At 58.5% G+C, this 13,235-nt stretch carries 13 protein-coding genes and 2 tRNA genes; 10 read left to right on the top strand and 5 right to left on the bottom strand.

Annotation, left to right across the window (positions count from 1 at the left end; genetic code table 11):
* Positions 1-79 precede the first annotated feature (79 nt).
* Positions 80-634 (bottom strand): elongation factor P, encoded by a 555-nt coding sequence (gene efp, locus AAGF34_RS22015; RefSeq protein ID WP_342617842.1) that lies wholly within the window; start codon positions 632-634, stop codon positions 80-82.
* Positions 635-753: 119 nt separating this feature from the next.
* Positions 754-1,887: an elongation factor P maturation arginine rhamnosyltransferase EarP gene (earP, locus tag AAGF34_RS22010; RefSeq protein WP_342617840.1), complete on the bottom strand. Its 1,134-nt coding sequence runs from the start codon at positions 1,885-1,887 to the stop codon at positions 754-756.
* A gap of 31 nt (positions 1,888-1,918) precedes the next feature.
* On the opposite strand from earP, the gene uvrC reads away from it, so the two are divergent.
* The 6 genes from uvrC to AAGF34_RS21980 all read left to right on the top strand — a co-directional run bounded on the left by uvrC (position 1,919) and on the right by AAGF34_RS21980 (position 7,128).
* Positions 1,919-3,895 (top strand): excinuclease ABC subunit UvrC, encoded by a 1,977-nt coding sequence (gene uvrC, locus AAGF34_RS22005; RefSeq protein ID WP_342617839.1) that lies wholly within the window; start codon positions 1,919-1,921, stop codon positions 3,893-3,895.
* Positions 3,896-3,914: 19 nt separating this feature from the next.
* Complete coding sequence (gene pgsA, locus AAGF34_RS22000; protein ID WP_342617838.1) at positions 3,915-4,490, top strand: CDP-diacylglycerol--glycerol-3-phosphate 3-phosphatidyltransferase; 576 nt, start codon at positions 3,915-3,917, stop codon at positions 4,488-4,490.
* Positions 4,491-4,657: 167 nt separating this feature from the next.
* Positions 4,658-4,930, top strand: coding sequence for an HU family DNA-binding protein (locus tag AAGF34_RS21995; RefSeq protein ID WP_057675617.1), 273 nt, complete (start codon positions 4,658-4,660; stop codon positions 4,928-4,930).
* Between the two features lie 17 nt (positions 4,931-4,947).
* Positions 4,948-5,023, top strand: a tRNA-Val gene (locus AAGF34_RS21990).
* A 65-nt stretch (positions 5,024-5,088) separates the two neighbouring features.
* Complete coding sequence (locus tag AAGF34_RS21985) at positions 5,089-7,020, top strand: SurA N-terminal domain-containing protein (protein ID WP_342617837.1); 1,932 nt, start codon at positions 5,089-5,091, stop codon at positions 7,018-7,020.
* Between the two features lie 32 nt (positions 7,021-7,052).
* Positions 7,053-7,128: transfer RNA gene (locus tag AAGF34_RS21980), tRNA-His, on the top strand.
* A gap of 179 nt (positions 7,129-7,307) precedes the next feature.
* On the opposite strand, the gene AAGF34_RS21975 is transcribed toward AAGF34_RS21980, so the two are convergent.
* On the bottom strand, positions 7,308-7,709 hold the full coding sequence (locus tag AAGF34_RS21975; RefSeq protein ID WP_342617836.1) for a hypothetical protein: 402 nt from the start codon (positions 7,707-7,709) through the stop codon (positions 7,308-7,310).
* A 238-nt stretch (positions 7,710-7,947) separates the two neighbouring features.
* Entirely contained in the window at positions 7,948-9,162 is a 1,215-nt protein-coding gene (locus AAGF34_RS21970) for an acyl-CoA dehydrogenase family protein (protein ID WP_342617835.1), read from the bottom strand.
* A gap of 91 nt (positions 9,163-9,253) precedes the next feature.
* Here AAGF34_RS21970 and cdd point away from each other — a divergent pair, with 91 nt between their 5' ends.
* From cdd to deoA, 4 genes are read left to right on the top strand one after another with little or no spacing between them, the layout of a single operon-like run.
* Positions 9,254-9,694: a cytidine deaminase gene (cdd, locus tag AAGF34_RS21965; protein WP_342617834.1), complete on the top strand. Its 441-nt coding sequence runs from the start codon at positions 9,254-9,256 to the stop codon at positions 9,692-9,694.
* Positions 9,691-10,497, top strand: a complete 807-nt coding sequence (locus AAGF34_RS21960) for a purine-nucleoside phosphorylase (protein WP_342617833.1) — start codon at positions 9,691-9,693, stop codon at positions 10,495-10,497. The genes cdd and AAGF34_RS21960 overlap by 4 nt, the downstream gene beginning before the upstream one ends.
* A gap of 4 nt (positions 10,498-10,501) precedes the next feature.
* The gene (deoC, locus tag AAGF34_RS21955; protein ID WP_342617832.1) at positions 10,502-11,335 is read left to right on the top strand and encodes a deoxyribose-phosphate aldolase; all 834 of its coding nucleotides are present in this window, start codon (positions 10,502-10,504) and stop codon (positions 11,333-11,335) included.
* Between the two features lie 13 nt (positions 11,336-11,348).
* Entirely contained in the window at positions 11,349-12,698 is a 1,350-nt protein-coding gene (deoA, locus tag AAGF34_RS21950) for a thymidine phosphorylase (RefSeq protein WP_342617831.1), read from the top strand.
* On the opposite strand, the gene AAGF34_RS21945 is transcribed toward deoA, so the two are convergent.
* Positions 12,688-13,125 (bottom strand): universal stress protein, encoded by a 438-nt coding sequence (locus AAGF34_RS21945; RefSeq protein WP_342617830.1) that lies wholly within the window; start codon positions 13,123-13,125, stop codon positions 12,688-12,690. The two genes, deoA and AAGF34_RS21945, sit on opposite strands and share 11 nt — an antisense overlap.
* Positions 13,126-13,235 lie beyond the last annotated feature (110 nt).

Genomic DNA, 13,235 nt, shown 5'->3' with positions numbered 1-13,235 from the left:
CCTGCCTCCTTTGGACCAATGAAAAAGCCCCGCATCGCGGGGCTTTTTTGTAACCGACCGAGGCCTTGCGGCCGGGCGCTTAGACGCGCTTGCGGTATTCGCCGGTACGGGTGTCGATTTCGACCTTGTCGCCTTGGGCCACGAAAATTGGCACGCCCAGTTCGAAACCGGTGGCGATCTTGGCGGGCTTCAGAACCTTGCCGGAGGTGTCGCCCTTGACGGCGGGTTCCGTCCAGGTGATTTCGCGCACCACGCTGGTGGGCAGTTCCACGGAGATGGCCTTGCCGTCGTAGAACACCACTTCGACTTCCATGCCGTCTTCCAGGTAGTTCAGCGAGTCGCCCATGTTTTCGGCTTCCACTTCGTACTGGTTGAATTCGCTGTCCATGCACACGTACATGGGGTCGGCAAAGTAGGAGTAGGTGCATTCCTTCTTGTCGAGGATGACCTGGTCCATCTTGTCGTCGGCCTTGAAGACCACTTCGGTGCCAAAGTTGGCAATCAGGCTCTTGAGCTTCATGCGCACGGTGGCGGAGTTGCGGCCGCCACGGCTGTATTCGGTCTTGAGGACGACCATGGGGTCCTTGCCGTGCATGATGACGTTGCCGGCGCGAATTTCTTGAGCGATTTTCATAAAAGTCTGGTAGCAGTAGTTGCTGCGGGCCACAGGCCATCAGCGGTGTATGCCGCGTTCTGCGGCGGAGCGTGATTGGTCGCCAAAAAGTCAGGGCGAGATCAGCAAAGCCCTGGATTTTAACGGTTTTTCTGCACAAATTGAAGCAAACGAGTCAACAGGTCACTCATTTCGAGCTGCCGTGCACGTGCCGCTGTGACCTGGAATTGCCATTGCGCAAATTCGCCACCCTGAAAAACCTGCAATGCCCCAGCGGCTTGCGCGTCGTCCAGCAGGCCATTCCAGGCCAGATGCAGCCTTTGAACCGCAGGGCTCCACTGCATTTGCTGCATGAAGGCCTGGAGCTTGGGAGCGTGGGCCCCGTCATCCTGCTGGTAGATGTGCCACACAAAGGGTTTTCCAGCCCACAGGGCGCGTATGACCGAGTCCTCGCCGCGCACAAAATTCAGGTCGCAGCTGCGCAGCAGGACGTCAAAGTCAGGCTGGCTGAGCAGCGGCAGGTAGGTCACCTGCAAGGCCCCGCGGCGGGTTTCCTCGCCCAGCACGGCCCGCACCGCGTTGTGGGCCCGACCTTGCGTCACCAGCAGATGCGTCGCTTGACCGGCCGCAGCCAAGTGGGTGATCAGTTGTCCGAGCAGCGCAGGCTCGTAGCAGAACAGGGATACCAGGAAGGTGTGGCCGTCTTCAATGCCATGCTGCTGCAGAAAGCTGGTTCGAACGGCTGCCGGCAGGGGCGCATCACTCACATCGGGCTCCCGCAACAAGCCTCCGGTTCCTTGGGTAAAGCCGGGGTAATAGAAATACTTGGTCCAACCCTTGGCCGGCCCATGCATCACCGGCGAGGGCAGGGCGTGGCTGCGTTCCACGTAGGGCTCGGCAGACAGGTACTCCAGGTTGATCCACCTCGGATGCCGCGTCGGGCTGTTTTGATGCTTGTCATGTCCGGCTGCCAGGGCGTTTGCAAAGTGGGCAATAAAGGGCTCGGGAAGCTCACATCCAAAAGCCTCTATCCACACCTCTGCGCAGGGCAGGTTGCGCACCGCGTCCACGTCGCTACCACGTTCCCATGCCAGAACTTGAACCCGCGGCCAAATGCCTTGCAGCGCGCCAGGTGCCATCCACTCCAGGGCGCTGGCATCGTCCACCCATAGGCGCACCTGGTAGCCACGCTGCGCAAGATCAGCGCTCAGGCGCCAGCAGACACCGAGGTCACCATGGTTGTCGATCACGCGGCAAAAAATATCCCAGAGCATGGTCGGTATTGTCCATGGACAATACAGCCCCATGATTCCCGAGCATCCAGAAGAACTCCTGCGCGAAGTCGCATCACTGCCGCCCTTGCCGGGGGTGTACCGCTATTTCGATGCCCAAGGCCAAGTGTTGTATGTGGGCAAGGCCATCAATCTGAAGAAGCGGGTATCGAGCTACTTCCAGAAGAACCACGGCGGCACGCGTATCGGCCATATGGTCAGCAAGATCGTACGCATGGAAACTACCGTGGTGCGTTCCGAAGCTGAGGCGCTGCTGCTGGAAAACAACCTCATCAAGACGCTCAATCCCAAGTACAACATTCTGTTTCGGGATGACAAGAGCTACCCCTACTTGAAGATTTCAGGACAACCGCTCAGCGCCAAGCGGCTTGCGGAAAACGTGTCTGCAGAGGCGTCTTCTGCCAAGCTGGCGGCCAATCCCCATGCGTTTGCGCGCGTCTCCTACTACCGCGGCAGTGTGGAAAAAAAACACCGCTATTACGGACCTTATCCCAGCGCCTGGGCGGTCAAGGAAGCTATTCTGCTGATGCAAAAGGTGTTCCGCTTGCGCACCTGCGAAGACCCGGTGTTCAGCAACCGCACCCGTCCGTGTCTGCTCTATCAGATCAAGCGCTGCTCGGCTCCCTGCGTCGGCCATATTTCGGCAAAGGACTATGCATTGGATGTTGAAAACGCCGAGCGATTCCTGCGCGGAGATGCGCAAGACGTGATGCGCGAGCTCGAAGGCCGCATGATGGCCCATGCCGACAAGCTGGAGTTTGAGCAGGCCGCGGAAATCCGCAACCAGGTGGCGTCGCTTTCCAATGTGTTGCACCAGCAGTCGGTGGACAACGTGTCGGACCGCGACGTGGATATTCTGGCAGTGAAGGTGCAGGGCGGCAAAGCCTGTGTGAATCTGGCCATGGTGCGGGGTGGCCGGCACCTGGGGGATCGTCCTTACTTCCCGGCACACGTCGACGACGCGGTTGGTCTGGAGGATGCAGACGAGGCCAAACGACCCAGTGTGGAAGTGCAGGTGCTGGAAGCCTTTCTGGCTCAGCATTACATTGACGTGCCCATGCCTTCGGTGCTGGTGGTGAGCGAGCCTGTGAGCAAGGACTTGCTGAAGGCGCTTTCCGAACAGACTGGCATGAAGGTGTCTGCTGTGCACCAGCCGCGCGAGCAACGCCGCGCTTGGTTGGACATGGCACAAACCAATGCCGATCTGCAACTGGCCCGTCTGCTGGCGGAAGAGGGATCACAGCAAGCTCGCACGCGTGCGTTGGCAGAGGCGCTTGACCTGGCGGCGGAAGACCTGGATGCCTTGCGCATCGAGTGCTTCGACATTTCCCATACCGCTGGTGAGAACACACAGGCGTCATGCGTGGTCTTCCATCACCACAAGATGCAGAACGCCGAGTACCGTCGCTATAACATTGACGGCATTACCGGAGGCGACGACTACGCCGCTATGCGCCAGGTGTTGACTCGGCGTTACGGCAAATTGGCCGAGGCGCTCAACGAAGCCAAGCATTCTGGCGTTACGTCCGCGGGAACAGGTCGCCTGCCGGATCTGGTGCTGGTGGACGGGGGCAAGGGCCAAGTAGCCATGGCGCGCGAAGTGTTTGAATCCCTGGGGCTCGATTTGTCCCTCATCGTGGGTGTCGAGAAAGGCGAGGGCCGCAAGGTCGGGCTGGAAGAGCTCGTGTTTGCCGACGGACGTGAGAAGGTCTATCTGGGCGCGGATTCAGCGGCGCTGATGCTGGTGGCCCAGATACGTGACGAGGCCCACCGATTCGCAATTACCGGCATGCGCGCGCAGCGTGCCAAGGTGCGTTTGGGCGGCGGCAAGTTGGAGGAAATTCCGGGCATAGGCCCCAAGCGTAGAGCCAAGCTGCTGCAGCGTTTTGGTGGCGTGCGGGGCGTTGCTTTGGCTAGTGCGGCAGACATTGCCACGGTGGATGGCATATCGCACGAGTTGGCGGAAGAAATCTACAGAGCGCTGCATTAGGCGTGCCACAATCACCACCATGTTTTTGACCATCCCCACCATCATGACCTGGGCGCGTATCGTTGCGATACCGTTCATCGTGGCGGTGTTTTATCTGCCAGACAGCATGCTGTCATTGGCCGACAGGAATCTGGCCGCCACTGTCATGTTCGTGCTGTTTGCCCTCACGGATTGGCTGGATGGGTATCTTGCTCGCAAGCTCAATCAGACCTCGTCGTTTGGTGCGTTCCTGGACCCGGTGGCTGACAAGTTCCTGGTGTGTGCCTGTGTTTTGGTGCTGGTGCATTTGCAACGTGCCGATGTCTTTGTGGCGCTGATCATCATTGGACGTGAGATCGCCATTTCCGCACTGCGGGAATGGATGGCTCAGATTGGTGCATCCAAAAGTGTGGCCGTCCACATGATCGGCAAAATCAAGACCGTGGTGCAAATGGTGGCCATCCCCTTTTTGCTATTTGACGGAATGCTCTTTGGGCTGATCAACACCCACATGTGGGGTGTTGTATTGATCTGGGTGGCATCTGTGCTGACCGTTTGGTCCATGGTTTACTACCTGCAAAAGGCGCTTCCAGAAATTCGCGCCCGAGCCCGGTAACAGGTCAAAAAGCCATTAGAATTCGCGTCCGCACCGTTGGAAATGTTGCGCGGCGTATTGACACACGAGGGGCCCATGGCTTTAATCGATCACGGCAGTTGTCACTGCCAGTCCGCACGCCGTGCCAGAACATTTCTTCCAACTTTGCATTCATTCAAGGGGTCTTTGTGAATAAAACTGAATTAATTGAGCACATCGCAAAACATGCAGATATTTCCAAGGCTGCAGCGACCCGTGCTTTGGAATCCACCATCGGCGCAGTGAAGACCACTCTGAAAAAAGGTGGCTCTGTATCGTTGGTTGGTTTTGGTACATTTGCGGTTGGCAAACGTGCCGCCCGCACCGGCCGCAATCCGCGTACCGGCGCTGCGATTAAAATAAAGGCTGCTAAAGTTCCTAAGTTCCGCCCAGGCAAGGCATTGAAAGATGCATTGAACTGAGCGCTGGTTTTCAGGTGGGGTGATTAGCTCAGTTGGTAGAGCGGCGCCCTTACAAGGCGTAGGTCGGCGGTTCGAGCCCGTCATCACCCACCACCCACCCAAGCAAAGGCGAACAAGTTTGTTCGCCTTTTTTGTTGATTTGATGGAGAGTCAATCGCATGTTCGATTTTGTTCGCAAGCACACCAAGATCATGATGTCCCTCATGTTCTTGTTGATCATCCCCGCATTTGTGCTGGTGGGTATCAACGGCTTTCGTAGTTTCAACGCAGGTGGCGACACCGTTGCCAAGGTAGGTGGCTACTCCATCAAACAAGCCGAGTGGGATGCTGCGCACAAGAACGAAGTGGACCGTGCGCGCAACTCGCAACCCAACCTGGACCCCAAGCTGCTGGATGCGCCCGAACTCAAGTACGCCACGTTGGAGCGTCTGGTGCGTGAACACGTTCTCAGCGATGCTGCAGCCGATGCCCATCTGACGAGCACCGATGCCCGTCTGGCGCGTGAATTGCAGCAAAGTCCGGCCATTGCATCATTGCGCAAGCCGGACGGCACATTGGACATGGCACGTTACCGTGAGCTCGCCGCAGCACAGGGATTGACGCCAGAAGGCTTTGAAGCGCGCGTACGCAGGGATCTGGCGCTGCGCCAGGTGGAAGGCGGAATCACCGGCACTGCGCTTGCACCTGCCGCACAAACCAATGTGGCACTGAACGCCTTCTTTGAGCGCCGCGAGGTGCAGGTTGCCAATTTCCTGCCCGCCGATTACAAATCCCAGGTGAATCCCACCGATGCGGAGCTGGACGTTTATTACCAGGCTAATCAGAAACTGTTCCAAGCGCCGGAGTCTGCCAGCGTGGAATACGTGGTTCTGGACCTGGATGCGGTCAAGAAGACGATTTCCCTGAACGCGGACGAGGTCAAATCTTATTACGACCAGAACGTTGAACGTCTGAGCGGCAAGGAAGAGCGTCGTGCCAGTCATATCCTGATCAATGCGCCTAAGAGCATGTCGGCCGCTGATCGCGCCAAGGCCAAGGAGAAGGCCGCTGCGTTGCTGGAACAGGTGCGCAAGGCTCCAGATACTTTCGCGGACGTCGCCCGCAAGAATTCGCAGGATGCCGGTTCGGCGCCCTCTGGTGGTGACCTGGATTTCTTCGGACGAGGTGCGATGGTCAAACCATTTGAAGATGCCGCCTTTGCTTTGAAGAAGGGTGAAATCAGTGGTCTGGTGGAGTCGGACTTCGGCTACCACATCATCAAACTGGTCGATATCAAGTCGCCCAAACAGAAGAGTTTTGAAGAGCTCAAACCCACCATCGAGAACGACCTGCGCAATCAGCAGGCGCAGCGCAAGTTTGCGGAGGTGGCCGATACGTTTACCAATGCAGTCTACGAACAGTCAGACAGCTACAAGCAGATCGCCGAAAAGCTCAAGCTTGATATCAAGGCCGCCACCAATGTGCAGCGCAAGCCAGCCGCTGATGTAAACGGTGTCTTGGCCAATGCCAAATTGCTTACCGCCATCTTCAGCCCTGACTCGGTGGAGAAGAAGCGCAACACCGAAGCTGTTGAGATCGGGCCCAATCAATTGGTCTCTGCGCGCGTTACCAAGTATGCAGCCGCACGTGTGTTGCCCTTGGCCGAGGTGCGCAACGATGTGCGTGATCGTCTGATTGGCATTCGCTCTGCTGAATTGGCCAAAAAGGATGGCGTAGCCAAACTGGAGGCGTGGAAAGCGCAACCGGACGCGGCCAAGTTGGGTGCGAGCGTGGTCGTCTCACGCGATCAAGCCAGCTCCGTGCTACCCGCTGTGGTTAACAAAGCCATGCACGCGGACACGTCCGCACTTCCCGCGTGGGTTGGTGTCGATCTGGGCAACCAGGGATATGCGGTAGTGCGGGTAAACAAGGTGCTGGAGCGCAATCCGCCTGCGGAAGCACAGTCCAAGCAAGAGCGGGCCCAATACGCGCAATGGGTGGCCAGCGCAGAAGATCAGGCCTACTACGAGATGTTGAAGACCCGCTTCAAGGCGCAATTCAAGGTGAACAAGCCGGCGCCTGTTATTGTTACGGCAGGAAGCGCGCAATAAGGCATTTCATCAGGTTATAATTTACGTCTACGGTGGCTGTAGCTCAGTTGGTAGAGTCCAGGATTGTGATTCCTGTTGTCGTGGGTTCGAGCCCCATCAGCCACCCCAGTGTTAATTGAAAAAGCCCACTATTAATCGATAGTGGGCTTTTTTGTTCTGCGGTACCTGCATCAGGCAGGTTTTGCGCATCTCGGCACCAGGGCTACGCTTCAGAGACACTGCAACATTAACGTGCAGTGCCTCTCAGACAACCCAAAAGCATCAAGACGACGCGTGCCCGTAGCGCCTTACTTGGATGCGGGCAAGCTGCGGCGCAGCTCGTCGAATTGCCGCTGCAGCTGCTCCAGCAGACGCTTGATTTGCTGGTTGTCCTGTTTGAGTGCCTCGACTTCGCTCGCCAGTGATACAGCTGGAGCCTTTGCCGCAGGTTCGGATGCTGGCGCAACGGGAATCACCACTGGCTGTGTCGCAGGAGCTGCGGCAGGAGTCGCAGCGACTGGTGCCTGCACTTCCGCCGGGGCCTTGCGTGTCAACACGTATTGCGTACCCACGCAGTTGCAGGGGGTGTTGGCGTAGTCTTTCAGCAGGCTTTGTTTGGAACTCGAAACTACCTTCCAGTCCCCTTTTTTTGCATCATCCAGGCAACTGGGCTGAGAAAGGGGCCGCAGGTGTGCACCGAGGTTTCGCATAGGTAGATGTCGTTGCTGTCGCGCTTGCGAAGCAACTCGACTGAGCTTGCGCAAAACGCCGTCTTCTGTTCCAGCTTTGGCGCTTGCGCTTGAGCCGCTTGGTGCATTGTCAGAAGGGCCACCAGCAGGGGCGCAAAGGTTTGAATCTTCATGTGTTAGCTCCGATATTGAACTGCCGATGATCGGACTAACGGCATGTGGTTGGATGCTCCGTACACCTGACGCAGTTCACGCCGCCTCAATGGCCAGATCCCAGCTCCCGAATCACCTGCTTGCCCAACGCCATCATGTGCACCTGGTCCGGGCCGTCCGCGATGCGGCACCAGCGTGCATAGTTGAAGGCTTCAGCCAGAAAATAGTCTTCCGTCAGGCCGCCTGCGCCATGCATCTGAATGGCCATGTCTATGACTTCCGAGCCCAATTGCGGCACCATGATCTTGGCCATGGCGATCAGGTCCATGGCGGCCTTGTTGCCTTCGCTGTCCATCTTGTTGGCAGCACGCAATGTGAGCAGACGGCACATTTCCACTTTGGACGCCATGAGCGCAATGCTCTCGCGTACCGAACCTTGCTCGCTCAGCTTCTTGCCAAATACAGTGCGGCTGGTGATGCGTTGGCAGGCGGTTTCCAGGGCGCGTTGGGCGGCCCCGATCACACGCATGCAATGGTGGATACGTCCCGGCCCCAGGCGGCCCTGCGCGATCTCGAAACCGCGGCCTTCACCCAGCAGGATATTGGACTTGGGGACGCGCACACCATCAAAGACCACCTCCGCGTGGCCGTGTGGCTCTTCCCAGTAGCCCATGGTGCTCAGGGGGCGAACGATGGTCAGTCCCGGCGTATCGCGCTCCACCAGAATCTGCGATTGCTGGATATGGCGGTTGGGATTGTCGGGATCGGTCTTGCCCATCACGATGAAAATCTTGCAGGCCTCGTGCATGGCGCCAGTGGCAAACCATTTGCGACCGTTGATCACGTAGTCGTTGCCGTCGGCACGGATGGACAGTTCCACGTTGGTGGCGTCGCTGGAGCCTACAGCGGGCTCGGTCATCAGATAGGCCGAGCGTATTTCACCGGCCAGCAGGGGTGTGAGCCATTTCGCCTGCTGTTCGGGCGTGCCGTATCGCGCGAACACTTCCATGTTCCCGGTGTCCGGCGCGCTGCAGTTGAACACCTCGGATGCCCAAAATACGCGGCCCATGATTTCCGCCAGGGGTGCATATTCCACATTGGTGAGCCCGCAGCCGCCATGCTCGTGACCGGGCATGAACAGGTTCCACAAACCCTGGGCACGCGCCTTGGCCTTGAGTTCCTGCATCAGTGGGGGCGCAGTCCATCGTGCGTTGGCAAGTTGCTCCTTGAATCGATGTTCATTGGGCAGCACATGTTCCTGCATGAACGTGCCCAGCTTTTGCTGCAATTCTTTTACCCGGGGTGAATGTTCAAAGTCCACGATGTACTCCTGTCAAAGCATGTCGAGAAGATAGCGGCATTTGATGGAATTTCGCGTCGCTTTGGAGACCCCGGCAGCTATCATGGTTGTCATGACGAATTCGAACAGGCATGAGGTGCAGTTGTCGGCGGAGCAGATTCAATCGCTCTGGTCGGCGGCGCGCTCCGCGCAGTCCAAGGCCTACGCGCCGTATTCGCGCTACCAGGTTGGCGTGGCTTTGCTGGATGAAAACGGTGACATCCATAGCGGCTGCAATGTGGAGAATGCCGCGTATCCGCAAGGATGGTGTGCCGAGGCCAGCGCGCTCAGCGCTATGGTGATGGCGGGTGCCAGTCGGGTGAGCGCGGTTCTGCTGGTGGGTAGCGGCAGTGCCTGGGTTACGCCGTGCGGCGGCTGTCGTCAGAAGCTACGTGAATTTGCTGGTCCGGACACGCCAATCTACTCGGCAAGTGCACAGACGCTGGGGCCCGTGCATACCTTGGGGCAATTGCTGCCACACAGCTTCGGTCCGGACCAATTGGACTCGGTATGACGAACGACGCGCTGAAGATCGTGGCGCAGCGTGCGCCGGGATTCGTGCCCACTGTAGCGGTGGTGCTGGGCAGTGGTTGGAACACCCTGACGGACTATCTGGAGCGGCCGGTTCGGATCGCCTATGCGGACTTGCCAGGATTCCCCCAGGCCGGGGTAGCCGGACATGGCGGAGAACTGTGGCTGGGCAGCTTGGGAAGCCATGCAGTTGCCGTGATGAGCGGACGCAAGCATGGCTACGAGACAGGCGCTGTGGATGCCATGCATGCGCCTTTGCAGGCTTTGCAGGCCTTGGGGTGCCGGGTGCTGGTGCAGACCAACGCTGCGGGCAGTTTGCGCGCCGGAATGCCGCCACACAGCTTGATGCTCATCAATGATCACATCAACCTGCCGCAGCGCTCACCCTTGGTGGGGCAAACGGGTTCACAACGCTTTGTGGACATGATGAAGGCTTATGACCCGGTCCTGTTGGCGCAGGCTTTGAAGCTGGCGCAGGAGCAGGGTGTATCTCTGCATAGCGGCATCTATGCATGGGCTTTTGGACCGCAATTTGAAACGCCTGCTGAAATACGTATGCTGGCCCAATTGGGCGCAGACGCAGTCGGCATGAGCACGGTGCCTGAAACCATTTTGGCGCGCTATTTGGGAATGCGGGTTTTGGCACTGTCGATGATTACCAATATGGGGGCAGGGCTCTCAGACGAGCATTTGAGCCACGCCCATACCTTGAGTCAGGCCGCCGCTGCCAGCAGTGGGGCGAGTGAGCTTCTGGCCCATATCGTTGGAAATCTTGTATTTGAGTGAAATGATGTCTACCACCAAAAAAATCGTGTCCGTTGTGACGCAGGCAGCCAATTCGCTGGACGCGCCGGGCCAGTCATTGGCAAATACGCGACTGGCGCTGTCCTGCCTGGACCTGACCAGCTTGAATGAGGCAGACACCGAATCTGACATCGCGACCCTGTGCAGTCGGGCGCAGAGCCGATTTGGGCCTGTCGCAGCCGTTTGTGTATGGCCACGTCTGGCCGCCTTTGCGCGAAAGCAATTGCCGGCGCATATCGCGGTGGCGGCGGTCGCCAACTTTCCGGACGGAAGTGCAGACCTGCAGCGCGTTCTGGCCGAGATTGGCGAGATTGTTCAGAGTGGTGCGCAAGAAGTGGACTTGGTAATTCCCTTTGGGCATTTGCTGGCCGGCAATGACGCGGTGGCGGTTTCGCTGCTTTCGGCTGCGCGCAAGGCCAGTGAGGGTTTACGATTGAAGGTGATTCTGGAAACTGGCGCCCTGGTTGGAGGCGCGCACATTCTGCGAGCCTCGCGCCTGAGCCTGGCGGCTGGCGCGGATTTTCTGAAAACCAGTACGGGCAAGACCAAAGTCAGTGCAACACCGGAAGCAGCACGCGTCATGCTGGGAGCCATTGCGGCGGACCCCGCTGCCGCATCACGTGTGGGTTTCAAGGCTTCGGGGGGGATACGCACAGTGGCTGACGCCGCGCTGTACATCGCTTTGACGAAGGAATTTCTGGGCGCGGATGCAATCACTCCGCAGCGCTTCCGTATAGGGGCGAGCAGCCTTCTGGCGGATATTGAGTCGGTGCTGACGGGCGACGCACCGGCTGTGCAGGCGCTCCAGGGCAGCTACTGAAAGCGCGAACAGCATGCTGGCCCAGGAGGTGATTCGCCGCAAGCGTGATGGGCTGGCTTTGAGCGAGGCCGAAATAGACATGTTCGTTGCAGGTCTGGTCAGCGGCGCCTGGAGCGAAGGTCAGTGCGCCGCAATGGCCATGGCCATTTTGTTGCGAGGAATGTCGGCCAAGGAGACGGTTGCCCTCACCAAGGCCATGACCCGATCCGGTCAGGTCATGGATTGGAGTGGACTGGATCTGTCAGGTCCGGTGTTGGACAAACATTCCAGTGGTGGCGTGGGCGACAAGGTGAGCCTGATGCTGGCACCCATTGTTGCGGCCTGTGGGGGGTATGTGCCCATGGTTTCCGGACGAGGGCTCGGACACACCGGAGGCACGCTGGACAAGCTGGAGAGCATCCCCGGCTATCAGATTGCACCGGACACCGAGCTCCTGCGCAAAACTGTGCAGACCGCAGGGTGCGCCATCGTGGGACAAAGTGCCGATCTTGCTCCGGCCGACCGGCGCCTGTATGCCATACGGGACGTTACTGCAACGGTCGAGTCCATGGCGCTCATCACCGCGAGCATTCTCTCCAAGAAGCTCGCGGCTGGTTTGCAGGGCCTTGTCATGGATGTCAAGGTAGGCAATGGTGCCTTTGCTTCGACAATGGAACAAGCCCGGGAGTTGGCGCATTCGCTGGTACACGTGGCAAATGGCGCAGGCTTGCCCACACGGGCCTGGATCACTGACATGAACCAGGTGCTGGGTGACAGTTGTGGCAACGCGTTGGAGGTGCGGGAGGCCGTGGAGTTTCTTGCCGGCGCGAGGCAGGAGCCGCGTCTGCTGGAAGTGACGCTGGCACTTGGCACGGAACTGCTTCAGCTCGGTGGGCTGGCAAAGGACGGTGACCATGGCCTGCGCTTGGCTGGCGACGCATTGCATAGCGGGCGTGCCTTGCAGCACTTTGGGCGCATGGTCCATGCGTTGGGCGGGCCAGCAGATTTCTGTGAACGCTACACCAGCTATTTGTCGGCTGCACCCGTGCAACAAATAGTAAAGGCTCCGCGTGCGGGGTGGGTACAGGCCATGCAAACGCGTGATATTGGTCTCATTGTCATAGCGTTGGGCGGTGGCCGACAACGGGTCATCGATCGTATTGACGCTCGGGTGGGACTGTCCAACATGGTTCAGCTCGGTCAGCACGTGGAGGTCGGCGACACCCTGGCAGTTGTCCACGCAGCAGACGCTTCCGCAGCCCTGGAAGCGCAACAGAACCTGCTGGGTTTGATCGAAATTGGTGATCAGCCCGTCACACCACGGTCTCCCATGGTGGAGCGCGTGGGCAATGGGGCTGAAGCCGCGCTACGACTCAATTGGTAATCACACACAGTACGCTGCAAGGTGCATGTTCGATCAACGCGCCCGATACGGACCCGCGCCACCAGCGCGCCGCCCAGCTATCCAAGTGTTTGTGGCCGACGACGATCAGATCTGCATGCGCCTTGCGTGCAAATTCGGAAATTTCGTGCACGGTTTCGCCTGTGAGCAACTGGCCTTGGGCTTGGTAGCCCGCTTGCACCATGCGAGCAAGTCCGTCGTCCAGAATGGTCTGAAAGCGTTGCTTGTCACGTTCGGCAATCTCCGGAATGTAAATGCTGCCGTCGTAACCTGCCAGATTGGCGGGGGAGGGCATGACAGCCACCAGCCACACCTCAGCATGACTCCATTGTGCAATTTCCTTACTCTCCAACAGAGCACGCTGCCCGGCTTCGGTGCCATCGTAGGCCAGCAGAATTGATTTATACATGGCTAAAACCTCCAGGTTCGGACCATGGTAGTCGGGCACACCCGGTGTGACAAGTGCCTTATGTCAATATTTCCCGGTCTTTATTTGACTTGTCGGAAGTTTTATATCGA

Origin of the sequence: Rhodoferax sp. GW822-FHT02A01 (genome assembly GCF_038784515.1) — a bacterium.
Classification (GTDB): domain Bacteria; phylum Pseudomonadota; class Gammaproteobacteria; order Burkholderiales; family Burkholderiaceae_C; genus Allorhodoferax.
This window is presented reverse-complemented; position numbering and strand designations above follow the sequence as displayed.

Bases quoted from the DNA above. Each gene is read 5' to 3' on its own strand.
- pgsA (WP_342617838.1), top strand. From the start codon at position 3,915: ATGTTTTTGACCATCCCCACCATCATGACCTGGGCGCGTATCGTTGCG.
- deoA (WP_342617831.1), top strand. From the start codon at position 11,349: ATGCTGGCCCAGGAGGTGATTCGCCGCAAGCGTGATGGGCTGGCTTTG.
- AAGF34_RS21945 (WP_342617830.1), bottom strand. From the start codon at position 13,125: ATGTATAAATCAATTCTGCTGGCCTACGATGGCACCGAAGCCGGGCAG.
- cdd (WP_342617834.1), top strand. From the start codon at position 9,254: ATGACGAATTCGAACAGGCATGAGGTGCAGTTGTCGGCGGAGCAGATT.
- efp (WP_342617842.1), bottom strand. From the start codon at position 634: ATGAAAATCGCTCAAGAAATTCGCGCCGGCAACGTCATCATGCACGGC.
- uvrC (WP_342617839.1), top strand. From the start codon at position 1,919: ATGATTCCCGAGCATCCAGAAGAACTCCTGCGCGAAGTCGCATCACTG.
- AAGF34_RS21975 (WP_342617836.1), bottom strand. From the start codon at position 7,709: ATGCGAAACCTCGGTGCACACCTGCGGCCCCTTTCTCAGCCCAGTTGC.
- earP (WP_342617840.1), bottom strand. From the start codon at position 1,887: ATGCTCTGGGATATTTTTTGCCGCGTGATCGACAACCATGGTGACCTC.
- AAGF34_RS21985 (WP_342617837.1), top strand. From the start codon at position 5,089: ATGTTCGATTTTGTTCGCAAGCACACCAAGATCATGATGTCCCTCATG.
- AAGF34_RS21960 (WP_342617833.1), top strand. From the start codon at position 9,691: ATGACGAACGACGCGCTGAAGATCGTGGCGCAGCGTGCGCCGGGATTC.
- deoC (WP_342617832.1), top strand. From the start codon at position 10,502: ATGTCTACCACCAAAAAAATCGTGTCCGTTGTGACGCAGGCAGCCAAT.